15 protein-coding genes are annotated in these 13,050 nt (G+C 69.8%); 8 read left to right on the forward strand and 7 right to left on the reverse strand.

The features are described from left to right. Positions 1–37: 37 nt before the first annotated feature. The 3 genes from OX958_RS19560 to OX958_RS19570 all read left to right on the forward strand — a co-directional run bounded on the left by OX958_RS19560 (position 38) and on the right by OX958_RS19570 (position 1,754). A complete protein-coding gene (locus tag OX958_RS19560; protein ID WP_270130347.1) occupies positions 38–334 on the forward strand; it encodes a GNAT family N-acetyltransferase in 297 nt (98 codons plus the stop codon). Next, positions 331–864, forward strand: coding sequence for a YbaK/EbsC family protein (locus tag OX958_RS19565; RefSeq protein WP_270130349.1), 534 nt, complete (start codon positions 331–333; stop codon positions 862–864). The genes OX958_RS19560 and OX958_RS19565 overlap by 4 nt, the downstream gene beginning before the upstream one ends. 65 nt (positions 865–929) lie before the next feature. Next, on the forward strand, positions 930–1,754 hold the full coding sequence (locus OX958_RS19570) for a helix-turn-helix domain-containing protein (protein ID WP_270139102.1): 825 nt from the start codon (positions 930–932) through the stop codon (positions 1,752–1,754). Positions 1,755–1,778: 24 nt separating this feature from the next. Here the strand turns inward: OX958_RS19570 and OX958_RS19575 are convergent, their stop codons facing one another. Together OX958_RS19575 and OX958_RS19580 are read right to left on the reverse strand one after the other, a co-directional pair. Further along, complete coding sequence (locus OX958_RS19575) at positions 1,779–2,210, reverse strand: organic hydroperoxide resistance protein (protein ID WP_270130351.1); 432 nt, start codon at positions 2,208–2,210, stop codon at positions 1,779–1,781. A 28-nt stretch (positions 2,211–2,238) separates the two neighbouring features. Further along, on the reverse strand, positions 2,239–3,192 hold the full coding sequence (locus OX958_RS19580; RefSeq protein ID WP_270130352.1) for a quinone oxidoreductase family protein: 954 nt from the start codon (positions 3,190–3,192) through the stop codon (positions 2,239–2,241). Positions 3,193–3,247: 55 nt separating this feature from the next. Here OX958_RS19580 and OX958_RS19585 point away from each other — a divergent pair, with 55 nt between their 5' ends. Continuing rightward, positions 3,248–3,925 carry a TetR/AcrR family transcriptional regulator gene (locus tag OX958_RS19585; protein ID WP_270130354.1) on the forward strand — a complete coding sequence of 226 codons (678 nt, stop codon included), beginning with the start codon at positions 3,248–3,250 and terminating at the stop codon, positions 3,923–3,925. Here the strand turns inward: OX958_RS19585 and OX958_RS19590 are convergent. The 4 genes from OX958_RS19590 to OX958_RS19605 form a co-directional block, all read right to left on the reverse strand. After that, the gene (locus OX958_RS19590; RefSeq protein ID WP_270130356.1) at positions 3,909–4,655 is read right to left on the reverse strand and encodes a sulfite exporter TauE/SafE family protein; all 747 of its coding nucleotides are present in this window, start codon (positions 4,653–4,655) and stop codon (positions 3,909–3,911) included. The genes OX958_RS19585 and OX958_RS19590 overlap by 17 nt on opposite strands. 118 nt (positions 4,656–4,773) lie before the next feature. Further along, a complete protein-coding gene (locus tag OX958_RS19595; protein WP_270130358.1) occupies positions 4,774–5,940 on the reverse strand; it encodes an SPFH domain-containing protein in 1,167 nt (388 codons plus the stop codon). Positions 5,941–6,202: 262 nt separating this feature from the next. Then, positions 6,203–6,712: an NfeD family protein gene (locus OX958_RS19600; RefSeq protein ID WP_270130359.1), complete on the reverse strand. Its 510-nt coding sequence runs from the start codon at positions 6,710–6,712 to the stop codon at positions 6,203–6,205. 75 nt (positions 6,713–6,787) lie between these two features. Beyond that, positions 6,788–7,570, reverse strand: a complete 783-nt coding sequence (locus OX958_RS19605; RefSeq protein ID WP_270130360.1) for an ABC transporter ATP-binding protein — start codon at positions 7,568–7,570, stop codon at positions 6,788–6,790. A gap of 89 nt (positions 7,571–7,659) precedes the next feature. Here OX958_RS19605 and OX958_RS19610 point away from each other — a divergent pair, with 89 nt between their 5' ends. Both OX958_RS19610 and serB read left to right on the forward strand, forming a co-directional pair. Then, entirely contained in the window at positions 7,660–8,394 is a 735-nt protein-coding gene (locus tag OX958_RS19610; protein WP_270130361.1) for a hypothetical protein, read from the forward strand. 28 nt (positions 8,395–8,422) lie between these two features. Further along, positions 8,423–9,643 carry a phosphoserine phosphatase SerB gene (gene serB / locus OX958_RS19615; RefSeq protein WP_270130362.1) on the forward strand — a complete coding sequence of 407 codons (1,221 nt, stop codon included), beginning with the start codon at positions 8,423–8,425 and terminating at the stop codon, positions 9,641–9,643. On the opposite strand, the gene OX958_RS19620 is transcribed toward serB, so the two are convergent. Next, positions 9,636–10,520, reverse strand: coding sequence for a hypothetical protein (locus tag OX958_RS19620; protein WP_270130364.1), 885 nt, complete (start codon positions 10,518–10,520; stop codon positions 9,636–9,638). The genes serB and OX958_RS19620 overlap by 8 nt on opposite strands. A 61-nt stretch (positions 10,521–10,581) precedes the next feature. Here OX958_RS19620 and OX958_RS19625 point away from each other — a divergent pair, with 61 nt between their 5' ends. Then, a complete protein-coding gene (locus OX958_RS19625; protein WP_270130366.1) occupies positions 10,582–11,457 on the forward strand; it encodes a GNAT family N-acetyltransferase in 876 nt (291 codons plus the stop codon). A gap of 132 nt (positions 11,458–11,589) precedes the next feature. Then, positions 11,590–13,008 carry a glycoside hydrolase family 16 protein gene (locus OX958_RS19630; protein ID WP_270130368.1) on the forward strand — a complete coding sequence of 473 codons (1,419 nt, stop codon included), beginning with the start codon at positions 11,590–11,592 and terminating at the stop codon, positions 13,006–13,008. Positions 13,009–13,050: the final 42 nt, after the last annotated feature.

Here is a 13,050-nt window from a genome sequence, read left to right on the forward strand (position 1 = left end):
GCTCCGGGCCGTTCAGCGGCTGGATACAGTGGTCGGCATGGAGAACGAGATCGCGATCACGGACGCCGCGGACGCCGACCGGTACGAGGCTCGCGATGCCACCGGCAACCTGATGGGCTTCGTCGACTACCAGCGTTCCGGCGAGGTGATCGCCTTCCGGCACGCCGAGACGCTGCCGGAGTTCCGGGGGCAGGGAGTGGCCGGGAGGATCGCGGCCAAGTCGCTCGACGACGCCCGCGCCGCCGGGCTGCGGGTTCGTCCCGCCTGCCCCTACTACCAGCAGTTCATCGAGAAGCACCCCGAGTACGCCGACCTGGTGGACGAGCCCAAGTGACCGCGCCGGTGCTGGGCAGGCTCGAGTGGAAGCCGGCCGACGAGGTGCCCGAGCTGCTGGCCGAGCCGGTGCGCGCCGCGCTCGGCGAGGTGCCGGCCTGGGCTGTCGCGATCGATCCGGAGCTGGCGGACACGGCCGCGTTCTGCGCGGAGTACGACGTGCCGATGGCCGCGTCGGCGAACTGCGTGATCGTCCACGGCAAGCGGGCCGGCGAGTCGACGTACGCCGCGGTGATGGTGCTCGCCACCCACCGGGCCGACGTGAACGGCGTCGTCCGCAAGCACCTGGGTGCCCGGAAGATCTCCTTCGCGGCGCAGGACGACGCCGTCGGTTCGACCGGGATGGAGTACGGCGGCATCACGCCGATCGGGCTGCCCGCGGCCTGGCCTGTGCTGGTGGACGACGCGGTGGCTCAGGCAGGGCTGGTCGTGATCGGGAGCGGCATCCGCGGCTCCAAGCTGCTGATCGACGGCGCCGAGCTCGCCAAGCTGCCGTCCGCCACGACGCTCGAACTGGGCACGCCCGGCTGAACTGCCGCTAACATGCTCGGGTGACGGTGGCCGGTGGTGAGGGTGGGCCGACCGCGCTGCGCATCATGCTCGGTGGACATCTGCGGCGGATGCGGGAGGCGGCGGGGATCAGCCGCGCCGACGCCGGCTGGCAGATCCGTGCCTCGGAGTCGAAGGTCAGCCGGATGGAGCTCGGCCGGGTCGGGTTCAAGGAACGCGACGTGAACGACCTGCTCGACCTGTACGCGATGAAGGACCCGCAGGAACGCGAGCGGCTGATGGAGCTGGCCCGGGCGGCGAACAACCCCGGCTGGTGGTCGCGGTACGGCGACGTGATGCCGAGCTGGTTCGGCAACTACGTCGGGCTCGAGGTCGCGGCCAAGCTGATCCGCACCTACGAAGTGCTCTTCGTGCCCGGCCTGCTGCAGACCGAGGACTACGCCCGCGCCGTCGTCCAGCTGGGCAAGGCCTATCTGCCGGCCGAGGAGATCGACCAGCGGGTGTCGCTCCGGGTGACCCGGCAGCAGATCCTCACCCGGCCGGATCCGGCCCGGCTCTGGGTGGTGCTCGACGAGGCCGCGCTGCATCGTCCGGTCGGTGGCCGGGCGACGATGCGCGAGCAGATCGAACACCTGGTCAAGGCGGCGCAACAGCCCAACGTGACGCTGCAGATCATGCCGTTCAGCAGTGTGGGCTATCCGGGGGCGGGTGGCGCCTTCAGCATCCTGCGGTTCCCTGAGGGAGACCTGCCGGACGTCGTCTACATCGAGCACGCGGCCAGCGCGCTGTACCTGGACAAGCTCGAGGACCTCGACGAGTACGCTGCGATCATGGAGGCCCTGACGATCGCGGCGGCGCCGGTCGGCGCCACTCAGGATCTGCTCGCGGAAGCCCTCGAACGGATGACCTGAGCGGCACCGGGCAGGTGCTGCTGATCAGGCGACCGACAGGTCGACCTTGATGTTGCCGCGGGTCGCGTTGGAGTACGGGCAGACCTGGTGCGCCTTGGCGACGAGCTGCTCGGCCGCCTCGCGGTCGAGCTTCGGCAGGCTGACGACCAACTCGACCTCGAGGCCGTAGCCGGCGCCGCCGTTGATCGGGCCGATGCCGACGGCAGCGGTCACCGTCGAGTCGGCGGTGTCCTGCTTGGTGACCCGGGCCACCGACTTCAGCGCGCTGTGGAAGCAGGACGCGTAACCGGCCGCGAACAGCTGCTCGGGGTTCGTGCCCTCGCCACTGCCGCCCATCTCCTTCGGCGGGGCGAGGGTGACGTCCAGCTTGCCGTCGTCACTGGCGGTGTGGCCCTGCCGCGCGCCTTCGGCGGTGGCGCGAGCGGTGTACAGAACCTTCTCGACTGCGATGGTCATCTCTGTCTCCTGGAAGTGGTGGTTCGGTTCAGCGAGTGGGGTCGAGCACGAGCTTGCCGACGGTACGGCGAGCGCGCATGTCCTCATGGGCGGTGGCGATGTCGGACAGGGCGTAGTCGCCACCGAGGATGGAGCGCAGCTTGCCGTCCTGGACCAGCGCGAACAGCTCGGCCAGCGGGTCGGCCAGCATCGCGGGGGTCTTGAAGCAGTCGGCCAGCCAGAAGCCGGCGATGGTCTTCGAGCCCTTCATCAACCGGCCCGGCGCGATCGGCTCGGCCTGCTGACGCGAGGCGGCACCGAAGGTGGCCAGCCGGCCGAAGGTGGCCAGCGCGTCGAACGACTCGTCCAGCGTCCTGCCGCCGACCATCTCGAGCACGATGTCGACCGGCTTGCCGTCGTTCGCCTCGATGATCCGGTCCTTCAGGCCCTCGGGATCGCCGTCGATCGCGGCGTCCGCGCCGAGGTCGAGGATCTGCCGCCGCTTCTCCTCGGTGGAGGCGGTCGCGATCACGCGGCCGGCACCCCACAGTTTGGCGAGCTGGATCGCGAGCGAGCCGACGCCACCCGCACCGGCGTGGATCAGGACCGACTCCCCCGGCTGCAGGCGGGTCGAGGTCTTCAGGAGGTGCCAAGCGCTCGTGCCCTGGACGATCAGCGCCAGCGCATCGGCGTCACTGACCCCCTCGGGTACGTCGAACGCGGCCTGCGCGTAGCCGACCGCCTTCTCCGCATAGCCGCCGGTTCCGACCAGCGCGACGACGCGGCGCCCGTCCGCGGTGTGGCCGACGACCTCGCCCCCCGGAATCAGCGGCAGCTTCGCCTTGGACAGATAGCTGTTCTCCACCTGATGGGTGTCGGCGTAGTTGACCCCGGCCCGATCGACGGTGATCAGCACCTGCCCGTCACCGGCCACCGGCTCGTCGATCTCCACCACCTGGAGGACCTCGGGTCCACCGAATTCGCTGATCTGTACGGCTCGCACTTTGTCCGCGCTCCTTCTTCGTTGGTTCCTTACACCGTACTATACACTGTACGTTATGGAGGTGGATGAGATGCCGGACACCAGACCCCGGACACCGCGGAACACCCTCAGCTCCGCGTTGATCGTGCAGACCGCGCTCGACCTGATGGAGGCCAAGGGCACGGACGGCTTCAGCCTGCGCGGCCTGGCCGGCGAGCTGGGTGTCGGCCCGATGGCGCTCTATACCTATTTCCGCAACAAGGACGATCTGTACGACGCGGTCCGCGACCACCTGATGGCGCTGGCCCCCGGCGTACCGCGGGAGGTGGCGTGGCCCGACCAGGTGCGCGCCGTCTGCCGTGGGCTGCGGGCGCTGATGCTGCAGCATCCTTGCCTTGCGCAACTACTCGCGAGCCGGCCGCTGAGCGGACACGAGACCGCGCGGGTGGCCGAAGGCCTGCTCGGCGTACTGCGGGCCGCCGGGTTCGATGCCGAGACGGCGGCCCGGACCCACACCACCTTGTTCACCTACGTGCTGGGCTCGACGTCCTGGGAGATCCAGATGGCGGCCGAGCGCCGTGATCCGGACGCGTGGCGCCGGCTGCGGACGACGATGGAGTCGTTGCCGTCGGCACAGTTCCCGACCGTCGTCGAGCTCGCGCCGGAGCTGGCCCGGACGACGGGTGGCGACGAGCAGTTCGACTACGGACTCGACCTGTTGCTGGCCGGGCTGGAGCTCAGAAGACCATCGTGACCACGGCGACCGCACCGATCACCACGATCAGCACCCGCAGCCCGGTCGGCGGCAGCTTGCGGCCGTAGCGGGCGCCGACGAAGCCGCCGATCGTCGAGCCGACCGCGATCAGTCCCGCCGCCAGCCAGTCGACGTCCGCGACGATGATGAACAGCACCGCGGCCACCGAGTTGACGACGGTGGCGAGCACGTTCTTCAGACCGTTCATGCGTTGCAGGTCGGCGTCCATGCCGATCCCGAGGACGGCCATCAGCAGCACGCCCTGGGCGGCACCGAAGTAGCCACCGTAGATGCCGGTGGCGAAAACGGCCGGGATCACCCACCAGGCGCCGCGGTGGGTGTGTTCGGGGGCGCCGATGCGCTTGGAGAGCCACGGTTGCAGCGCCACCAGCACACAACCGAGCAGGATCAGGCCAGGAACGACGGCTTTGAAGGCCGAGCCGGGGAGCTTGAGCAGCAGTACGGCACCGACGATTCCGCCGAGCAGGGAGGCTGGGATCAGCCGCAGCATCCGGCCGCGCTGGCCCTCGAGCTCTCGCCGGTAGCCGATCGCGCCGGCCGCCGTACCGGGAGCGAGGCCGATGTTGTTGGAGACGTTGGCCAGGATCGGCGGCAGGCCGACGGCCAGCAACGCGGGGAAGGTCAGCAAGGTGCCGGAGCCCACCACCGCGTTGATCGTGCCCGCGCCCAGGCCCGCCACCAGGACGAACAGCGCCTCGAACCATGTCATCGTCGCAAGACTCTACGCACCGCGCGCGGCAGACGCGCAGTCGTCCGCCCCCCGAGCGGGAAACGTCACACGGCCCGGCTGAAGCAGCCGGGCCGTGCGCACTACGTCGTACTGGTGGTCAGCGCTCCTGCGGAGGGCCGTCCTGCACCGGGGAGGTCTGCTCGGGAGCCGAGGTGACCGCCTGGGGTGCCGCCTGCTGGGCGGCGCGGTTGCCGACTGCTGCCTTCTCGGCGGCAGCGATGGCTTCCTGTACCGCGTTGTCGGCCTCGGCGACGGCGGCATCCGGCGTCGCCGCCGTGCCCATCCCGCTGTCGACCTGGACGGCGGCGGAGTCACCCAGCTCAGGCTGCGGGAACGGGCCCTCGGCCTTCTGGGTGATGCCGGCGATCTGGCCGACGGCGCTGCCGAGGCCTTCCATCGCCTTGCCGATCTCGCTCGGGATGATCCAGAGCTTGTTCGAGTCGCCCTGGGCCAGCGACGGCAGCATCTGCAGGTACTGGTAGGCGAGCAGACCCTGGTCGGGCTTGCCGGCGTGGATCGCGTTGAAGACGGTGGTGATGGCCTGCGCCTCACCCTGCGCCTTCAGGATGCGGGCCTCCCGCTCGGCCTGGGCCCGCAGGATGCGGGACTCCCGGTCACCTTGCGCGGTGAGGATCGCGGACTGCTTCTGGCCCTCGGCCGACAGCACGGCCGACTGGCGCATACCTTCGGCGGTCAGGATCGCCGCGCGCTTGTCGCGGTCCGCGCGCATCTGCTTCTCCATCGAGTCCTGGATCGACGGCGGCGGGTCGATCGAGCGCAGCTCGACCCGGTTGACCCGGATCCCCCACTTGCCGGTCGCCTCGTCCAGCACGTACCGGAGCTTCTCGTTGATCTCCTCGCGGCTGGTCAGCGTCTGCTCGAGGTCCATCCCACCGATGATGTTGCGCAGGGTGGTCATGGTGAGCTGCTCGATCGCCTGGATGTAGTTCGAGATCTCGTAGGTCGCCCGGACCGGGTCGTTGACCTGGAAGTAGATGACGGAGTCGATCGACACCATCAGGTTGTCCTCGGTGATGACGCCCTGCGGCGGGAACGCGACCACCTGCTCACGCATGTCGATCGTGTAGCGGACCTTGTCCACGAACGGGGTCAGCAGGTTCAGGCCGGGCTGCAGCCCCACCTTGAACTTCCCGAACCGCTCCACGATGCCGACGGTCTGCTGCTGCACGACCCGGACTGACTTGATCAATGTGACGACCACCAGCAAGGCGACCAATGCCAACACAACAAGGAACGCGGTCACATGACCCTCCCACTCGACAGAACCTCAGGACGGACAGTCTTTCCTATCGACGGGCCACAGTGGGCAACGGTTCCCTCACGATCCAGGAACCTCGTCAACGGCACGACGCCGTACTGCCGACAGTACTTCGCCCATCCCACTTCCCCCGTCCGAACTGCCGGGTGCCGCCCCTCTTGCCGATCTTGCGCTGTTCGAGCCGAACGCGGCCATCGACGACGTCCGGCCGCCGCTGCCCGGCGACTACGTCGAGCGCTGACCACGATCAGCGGGGCGGTTCGGAGTCCTTCGGCAGCTCGGGCATGGTGTGGTCGATCGGGTGGCCGATCGGATAGACCACCGCGGTGGCGCCGTCGATCGACATCACCTCGACGCGGGTGCCGGGCTCGATGGTGGAGACCTCGTCGTAGGGCCGGGCGGTCCACAGTTCGCCGTTGAGCTTGATCGAGCCGCCGCCGTCGGGATGGATCGCCTTGACGACGACGCCGCTGCGGCCGATCACGTGGGCGGAGCCGGTCTTCAGCTCGACCCCGTGGTGGATCTTGCGGACCAGCAGCGGGCGGATCGCGGCCAGCATCGCCGCGGTGGTGACCAGGCCGACGACGATCTGCAACCAGAGCAGGTGCGGGAAGAAGGCCCCGACGCCGGCCGCGGTCAGAGCTCCGGCGGCCAGCATCAGCAAGGTGAAGTCCAGTGAGGCGAGCTCCGCCAGACCGAGCACGACAGCGATTCCCGCCCAAGCGGCCCAGATGTTCTCGCGCAACCAATCCATCATCTGACAACTCTATCCGCGGAAGGGACCTCAGGCAGGTCCAGGCACCAGTGTGACGCGCGGAACCGGCCGCGGGACTCAGAGAGCGCGGGCGAAGTACCGGCCGTCGTGGTGATCCAGGCTCAGCGCCAGGTCGAAGGTGTCACTCAGGGTCTCGGCCGTCAGCGCCTGCTCGATCGGCCCGGCAGCGACCACGCGGCCCTGTTTCAGCAGCATCGCGTGAGTGAAGCCGGGCGGGATCTCCTCGACGTGGTGGGTGACCAGCACCATCGCCGGCGAACCCTCCGCGGCCGCGATCGCGCTCAGCGACCGGACCAGCTGTTCGCGACCCGTGAGGTCCAGCCCCGCGGCCGGCTCGTCCAGCAGCATCAGTTCGGGGTCGGTCATCAGCGCCCGCGCGATCTGCACCCGCTTGCGCTCCCCCTCCGACAACGTCCCGAAGGTGCGTTCGCTCAGGTGGCCGATGCCCAGCTCGGACAGCAACTCCTTGGCCCGCTGGTGATCCAGCTCGTCGTACTCCTCGCGCCACCGGCCGACGACGGCGTACGACGCGGAGACGACCACGTCCGCGACCCGCTCGGACCTCGGCAGCTTGTCGGCCAGCGCCGCGCTGGTCAGCCCGATCCGCGGCCGCAGCTCGAAGACGTCGATCGCGCCGAGCACCTCGCCGAGCAGGCCGACCACGCCGGTCGTCGGGTGGATCTGGGCCGCGAGGATCTGCAGCAGGGTGGTCTTGCCGGCGCCGTTCGGGCCGATCACGACCCAGCGGTCGGTCTCCTCGACGGACCAGTCGACACCGTCGAGGAGACGCGCGTCACCGCGCACGATCGAGACACCAGCCAGCTCCGCCACCGCAGTCATAGGCCAAAACCTAGTGGTGCCGGCCGAACCGGCGTACGCCGACCCTGCTGGTTTCGGGTCCTGGTCGTGCGAATGGAACAATCGCCGGTGTGCTGACCACTGCCGCCTCGGTGCGTTTCACCGTGTGGACCAACGCGATGCTGACCGGCGCCTGCGACCCGGACACCGCCGCGGCGAAGATCCTCGGTGCGGACGTCGGGCACCAGGTGTCCGGTCTGGCCGGGCATCCGCTGCCGACCACGTTGCCGGTGGCCCTCAACCTGTTGCGCGCGGCCGGTGCCACCCAGGCCCATCTCGCGCTGCCGATCCCGGGCGACCCGATCGGGCTGGCCGGGCCGCCGAAGTTCAACGAGGCCGCACTGGAGAGCGGCGAGGCCGTCGTACTGACCGGCGTGGACCTCGGACTCGTACCGGCGTACGTCGGGCCGGCGGTGCAGTGGACCGTCCTGCCCGCGACCGGTCCGCCGCCGGCCGACATCGGCGAGGCCGACCGTGGGCTCCGCGCGGCGCTGATCGAGGCGGCGGAGTCATTGGCCGCGCTTGACGTCGCCAAATGGAAGCCCGAGGTGGCCGACGCGCTGATCGACATCCGCCGGATCGGATTGGGCCAGGGCGACGACCTCGCCCCCGGCTACGAAGCCCGTGCGGTGAAGACCGCGGCAACCGCCCGGCGCTGCCTGGCGATCGCCGACGCGGCCCTGGACGACGACGGCGCCGCTGTCACCGGCGCCGAGGCCGACGCCCGTCGCCGGGCCCTGACCGACCTGGCCGCCGCCGCCCGGCGCGCTCTCGTCGCGGCATGTGGACCGCCCGTCCTTCGTTGAGGGTTGATCGGTAGCCTGAGCCCTTGAGATGACAGGACAGGCTGAGCACGAGACGCCCATGTTGGATCGCCCCACCCTGCTGGTCACCTTGACCGGTACGGATCGGCCGGGTCTGACTTCCGCCGTACTGTCGACCCTCGCGCTGCGCGGGCTCGACGTGATCGACGCCGAACAGGTCGTCCTGCGGGGCCGGCTGGTGCTCGGCGTCCTGCTGTCGGCGCCCCGCGACCACAAGGAGCTCAAGAAGGAGCTCAAGGCCCTCGCCGAGAACCTCGAGGTCGACATCGACCTGAAGAAGGGCTTCGGCGACAACGAGCCGCGGCGCAAGGGCCGCACCCAGGTGACCGTGATCGGCAGTCCGCTGACCGCGCAGGGCTTCGCCGCGATCGCCGGCCGGATCGCCGACACCGGTGCCAACATCGACCGGATCAGCCGGATGGCGCGCTATCCGGTGACCGCGATGGAGATCGCCGTGTCCGGCGCCGACCCGGACTCGCTGCGCAAGGTGCTCGCGCTGGAGGGCGTCGTCCAGGGCCTGGACGTCGCGGTCCAGCCCGGTGGCCTGTACCGGCGGGCCAAGCGGCTGATCGTGATGGACGTCGACTCGACCCTGATCCAGGGCGAGGTGATCGAGATGCTGGCGTCGCACGCCGGGCGGCTGGAGGAGGTCGCCGCCGTCACCGAGCAGGCGATGCGGGGCGAACTGGACTTCTCCGACTCGCTGCGCAGCCGGGTCGCGACCCTCGAAGGACTGCCGGCGTCGGCGCTCGACGAGGTCTACCAGGCGATCCAGCTGGCACCGGGCGCACGGACACTGGTGCGCACGCTGAAACGGCTCGGCTACCAGTTCGCCATCGTCAGCGGCGGTTTCAGCCAGATCACCGACAAGCTAGCGGCCGATCTCGGGATCGACTTCGCCGCCGCCAACGTGCTGGAGATCGTCGACGGCAAGCTCACCGGCAAGGTGATCGGCGACATCGTCGACCGGGCCGGCAAGGCGGTCGCGCTGCGCCGCTTCGCGAAGACCTCCGGTACGCCGCTGTCGCAGACCGTCGCGATCGGCGACGGTGCCAACGACCTCGACATGCTGGCCGCGGCCGGCCTCGGCATCGCCTTCAACGCCAAGCCTGTCGTCCGTGCGGCAGCCGACACCCACGTGAGCGTCCCCTACCTCGACACGATCCTCTACCTGCTCGGCATCAGCCGCGAAGAGGTCGAGGCCGCCGACGAGGCGTCCGACCTCAGCTGAAGTCGGCCGTGCCCAGCTTCGCCGGTTTGGGCGGCAGCACCAGCGACCGCCGCCCGAACTGACCGAACCGCGCCGAGACGGTCACGCTGCCGGCCGCGGTGTCCGCGCGGTTGAACTCGAGTTTGCGGGGCAGCGCGTTGGGGTCGACCCAGACCGTGACGCTGAGCTGCTTCGGAAGGGACTTGAGGTCGGCGCGCCCGACGTACTCCCCCAGCGCTCCGGCGGCGACGGCCTTCTGCAGGTCGATCCGCATCGTGTACTGCTGGGTGGTGACGTGGTCGATCACCTGCTCACCGGCCGGCTGGAACAAGGTCGCGTACGGCGCCCCGCCGATCAGCTGGTGGACCAGGCGATCGGAGACCCAGGAGTCGGCGGCCGCCGCCGCGGCTTTCTCCTCGCCCGCGGTGCTGTCGAGATCAAGCTCGGCCCACGGCTTCTGGGCGTCACCGGTCAGCTTGGCGTCCTGGAGGTAGATCGAGCGGCCGACCCTCACCAGCCCGCCGCCACCCTGCGCCTTCGTCGCCACGTCGACCGAGCGGCCTTTGAAGTAGACCAGCGCGTTGGTCAGCTTCGGCGCCTTCCGCCCCTCCTGGACCGCCGCCGACACCCGGAAGCCTCCCCTGGCCGTCAACGCACCGAGCACCTTCGGCGCGAAGGTGGCCTGCGTGAGATCGGCCGGCTGCCGCGTCGTAGCGGGCGCTGTCGGCACGGGAACCGCTGCCGGGCTGGTGCTGGTGACCGCCGCCGGAGTGCTGCCGGGCTGCTGCTGCCCACAAGAAACCGGGATCAGCAGGACCGCGGTCAGGGCGATCAGACGCGGCAGGGCACTGTGCACAGCAGATAGTTGCACGGCACCCCAGCCCGGAGTACCGCTCACCGCCACAACTTGGGCAAAATTTGCTTGCCCACGCGGAGTTCCGGGTCGAGGATCGATCCTTGTGCCTCCTTTCCCCGAGTTGCCCGCCGGATTCCGCTGCCGCCCCGCCGAAACCGCTGATGCCACGGCGATCGGCCCGATGGCCGGACTCGCGGTCGACGAGGTCGAGGCTGCACTGGAGCGTCCTGGGCTGGACGCCTCCGCCGACAGCCTGGTAGTGCTGGAGCCTGCCGGTGGGATCGCGGCCTGGGCGTGGGTCCGTGGGCGCCGCTCGCAGGTCGACGTCGGTACGGCGTACCGGGGGCTGGGGCTGGGCACCGCGCTGGTCGAATGGGCCGAGCAGAGAGCCATCGAGATCGGCAGCCCGACGCTCGCGCAGACCGTCGAGGACGAGGACCTGGCCGGTACGGCGATCCTGCGCGCTCGCGGCTACGAGGTGCTCGCGACCAACTGGGAACTCGAGCTGCGGGCGACCGGCGTACCGGCCCTGGCTGCGCTGCCGGCTGATGTCTCGATCCGCCCGTTCGGCGCCGAGGACGCGCCGGCGGCGTACACGGTGATTCAGGACGCCTTCGACGAGTGGCAGCCGCGCCGCTGGCCGTACGACGAGTGGGCGCGGATGACGATCGGCCGCTCGAGCTTCGCGCCGGAGCTGTCGCAGGTGGCGTACGCCGACGGCGAGCTGGTCGGGGTTGCGATGTGTCTGGCGCTTCCCGACTCCCAAGAGGGCCACGTCGAGCAACTCGCCGTACGCCGGGACCATCGGGGCAAGGGGCTCGCCCGGACCGTCCTCGCCCACGCCTCATTCGGCTTCTTCCAGCAAGGGCGCCCCAACCTCACCCTCTGGACCCACTCGGGCACCGGCGCGCTGGCGATGTACGAACGGCTCGGGATGAGCGTCCGCCGGAGTACGACGGTCTTCAGCCGCGATCTCTGACTGGCGGGAACGTTCCCTCGGACCGGTAGGGCGGCGAGCGGTTGACACTGACCGATGAGAGCGCTCCCATGGAGTCTTCACCCCACTCGGTGCCGCTCTGGTGACGGCGCCGCCCGCCCGTGGAGGTCATCCATGCGTTCCCGCCCCGCCAAACCGTCCAATCGCCGCCGAACTCTCCTGAGCGCTCTGCTCGCCCCCGTACTGGTCGTCACCGCACTCACGGTCGCGGCTCAAGCCAGCGTGCCGCCCCCGGCCGCCGGCTGGACGACGGTCTGGAGCGACGACTTCGACGGCGCCAACGGCACCCTGCCGTCCAGCGCCAACTGGATCATCGACACCGGCCACGGCTACCCGGGCGGCCCCGGCAACTGGGGCACCGGCGAGATCCAGAACTACACCAACAGCACCAACAATCTCCGTCTCGACGGCACCGGCAACCTGCGGATCACGCCGCTGCGCGACGGTGCCGGCAACTGGACCTCGGCCCGGATCGAGACCCAGCGCAGCAACTTCAGGCCGCCGGCCGGCGGAGTGGTCGCGATGGAGAGCCGGCTCCAGATGCCGAACGTGACCGGCAACGCGGCCCTCGGCTACTGGCCGGCGTTCTGGGCGCTCGGTTCGCCGTACCGGGGGAACTACTGGAACTGGCCGGGGATCGGCGAGTTCGACATCATGGAGAACGTCAACGGGATCAACTCGGTCTGGGGCGTGCTGCACTGCGGCGTGAACCCGGGCGGTCCCTGCAACGAGACGAGCGGCCTGGCGAACAGCCGCGCCTGCCCCGGCAGCAGTTGCCAGAGCGGCTTCCACACCTACCGCTTCGAGTGGGACACCAGCATCTCGCCGAACCAGTTCCGCTGGTACGTCGACGGTCAGCAGTTCCACTCCATCAGCCAGGCGCAGCTCCCGGCCGACACCTGGAACAGCATGACCTCGCACTCGGGGTACTTCCTGCTGCTGAACCTGGCCATCGGCGGCGCCTTCCCGGACGCGCTCAACGGCCCGACGCCTCGCCCGGAGACCGTCCCCGGTCATCCGATGGTGGTCGACTACGTGTCGGTCTCCACCCGTGGCGGTAGCGGCGACCCGACCACCCCGCCCACCACGCCTCCCACCACCCCGCCGATCAACCCGCCCGGTGGCAGCGCGTACAGCACTATCCAGGCCGAGTCGTACAGCCAGCAGGGTGGGGTCAGCGTCGAGACGACCACCGACTCCGGTGGCGGGCAGAACGTCAGGCAGATCGGCAACGGCGACTGGGCGCTCTACCCGAACGTCGACTTCGGTAGCTCCGCGGCCCGCCAGTTCGTCGCCCGGGTGGCGTCGGGAGCCGGGGGCGGAGTCAGCGGTCTGGTCGAGGTCCGCCTGGACAGCAGATCCAACGCCCCGATCGGCAGCTTCGCCATCGGCAACACCGGCGGCTGGCAGTCCTGGCGCAGCGTGCCCGCGAACATCGGCGCGGTGACCGGTGTCCACAACGTCTACCTGACCTTCACCAGCGGCCAGCCGGCCGACTTCGTCAACGTCAACTGGTTCACCTTCGGTCATTGACGGCAGTGGTGCCGGGTCTGTCCCGACCCGGCGCCACCCCGG

It is taken from the genome of Kribbella sp. CA-293567 (assembly GCF_027627575.1).
Taxonomy (GTDB): domain Bacteria; phylum Actinomycetota; class Actinomycetes; order Propionibacteriales; family Kribbellaceae; genus Kribbella.

What these genes read in the sequence shown, in the direction of transcription:
- OX958_RS19560 (WP_270130347.1), top strand. Translation starts at nt 38, where the DNA reads ATGGAGAACGAGATCGCGATCACGGACGCCGCGGACGCCGACCGGTAC.
- OX958_RS19570 (WP_270139102.1), top strand. Translation starts at nt 930, where the DNA reads ATGCTCGGTGGACATCTGCGGCGGATGCGGGAGGCGGCGGGGATCAGC.
- OX958_RS19575 (WP_270130351.1), bottom strand. Translation starts at nt 2,210, where the DNA reads ATGACCATCGCAGTCGAGAAGGTTCTGTACACCGCTCGCGCCACCGCC.
- OX958_RS19585 (WP_270130354.1), top strand. Translation starts at nt 3,248, where the DNA reads ATGGAGGTGGATGAGATGCCGGACACCAGACCCCGGACACCGCGGAAC.
- OX958_RS19590 (WP_270130356.1), bottom strand. Translation starts at nt 4,655, where the DNA reads ATGACATGGTTCGAGGCGCTGTTCGTCCTGGTGGCGGGCCTGGGCGCG.
- OX958_RS19600 (WP_270130359.1), bottom strand. Translation starts at nt 6,712, where the DNA reads ATGATGGATTGGTTGCGCGAGAACATCTGGGCCGCTTGGGCGGGAATC.
- OX958_RS19605 (WP_270130360.1), bottom strand. Translation starts at nt 7,570, where the DNA reads ATGACTGCGGTGGCGGAGCTGGCTGGTGTCTCGATCGTGCGCGGTGAC.
- serB (WP_270130362.1), top strand. Translation starts at nt 8,423, where the DNA reads ATGACAGGACAGGCTGAGCACGAGACGCCCATGTTGGATCGCCCCACC.
- OX958_RS19630 (WP_270130368.1), top strand. Translation starts at nt 11,590, where the DNA reads ATGCGTTCCCGCCCCGCCAAACCGTCCAATCGCCGCCGAACTCTCCTG.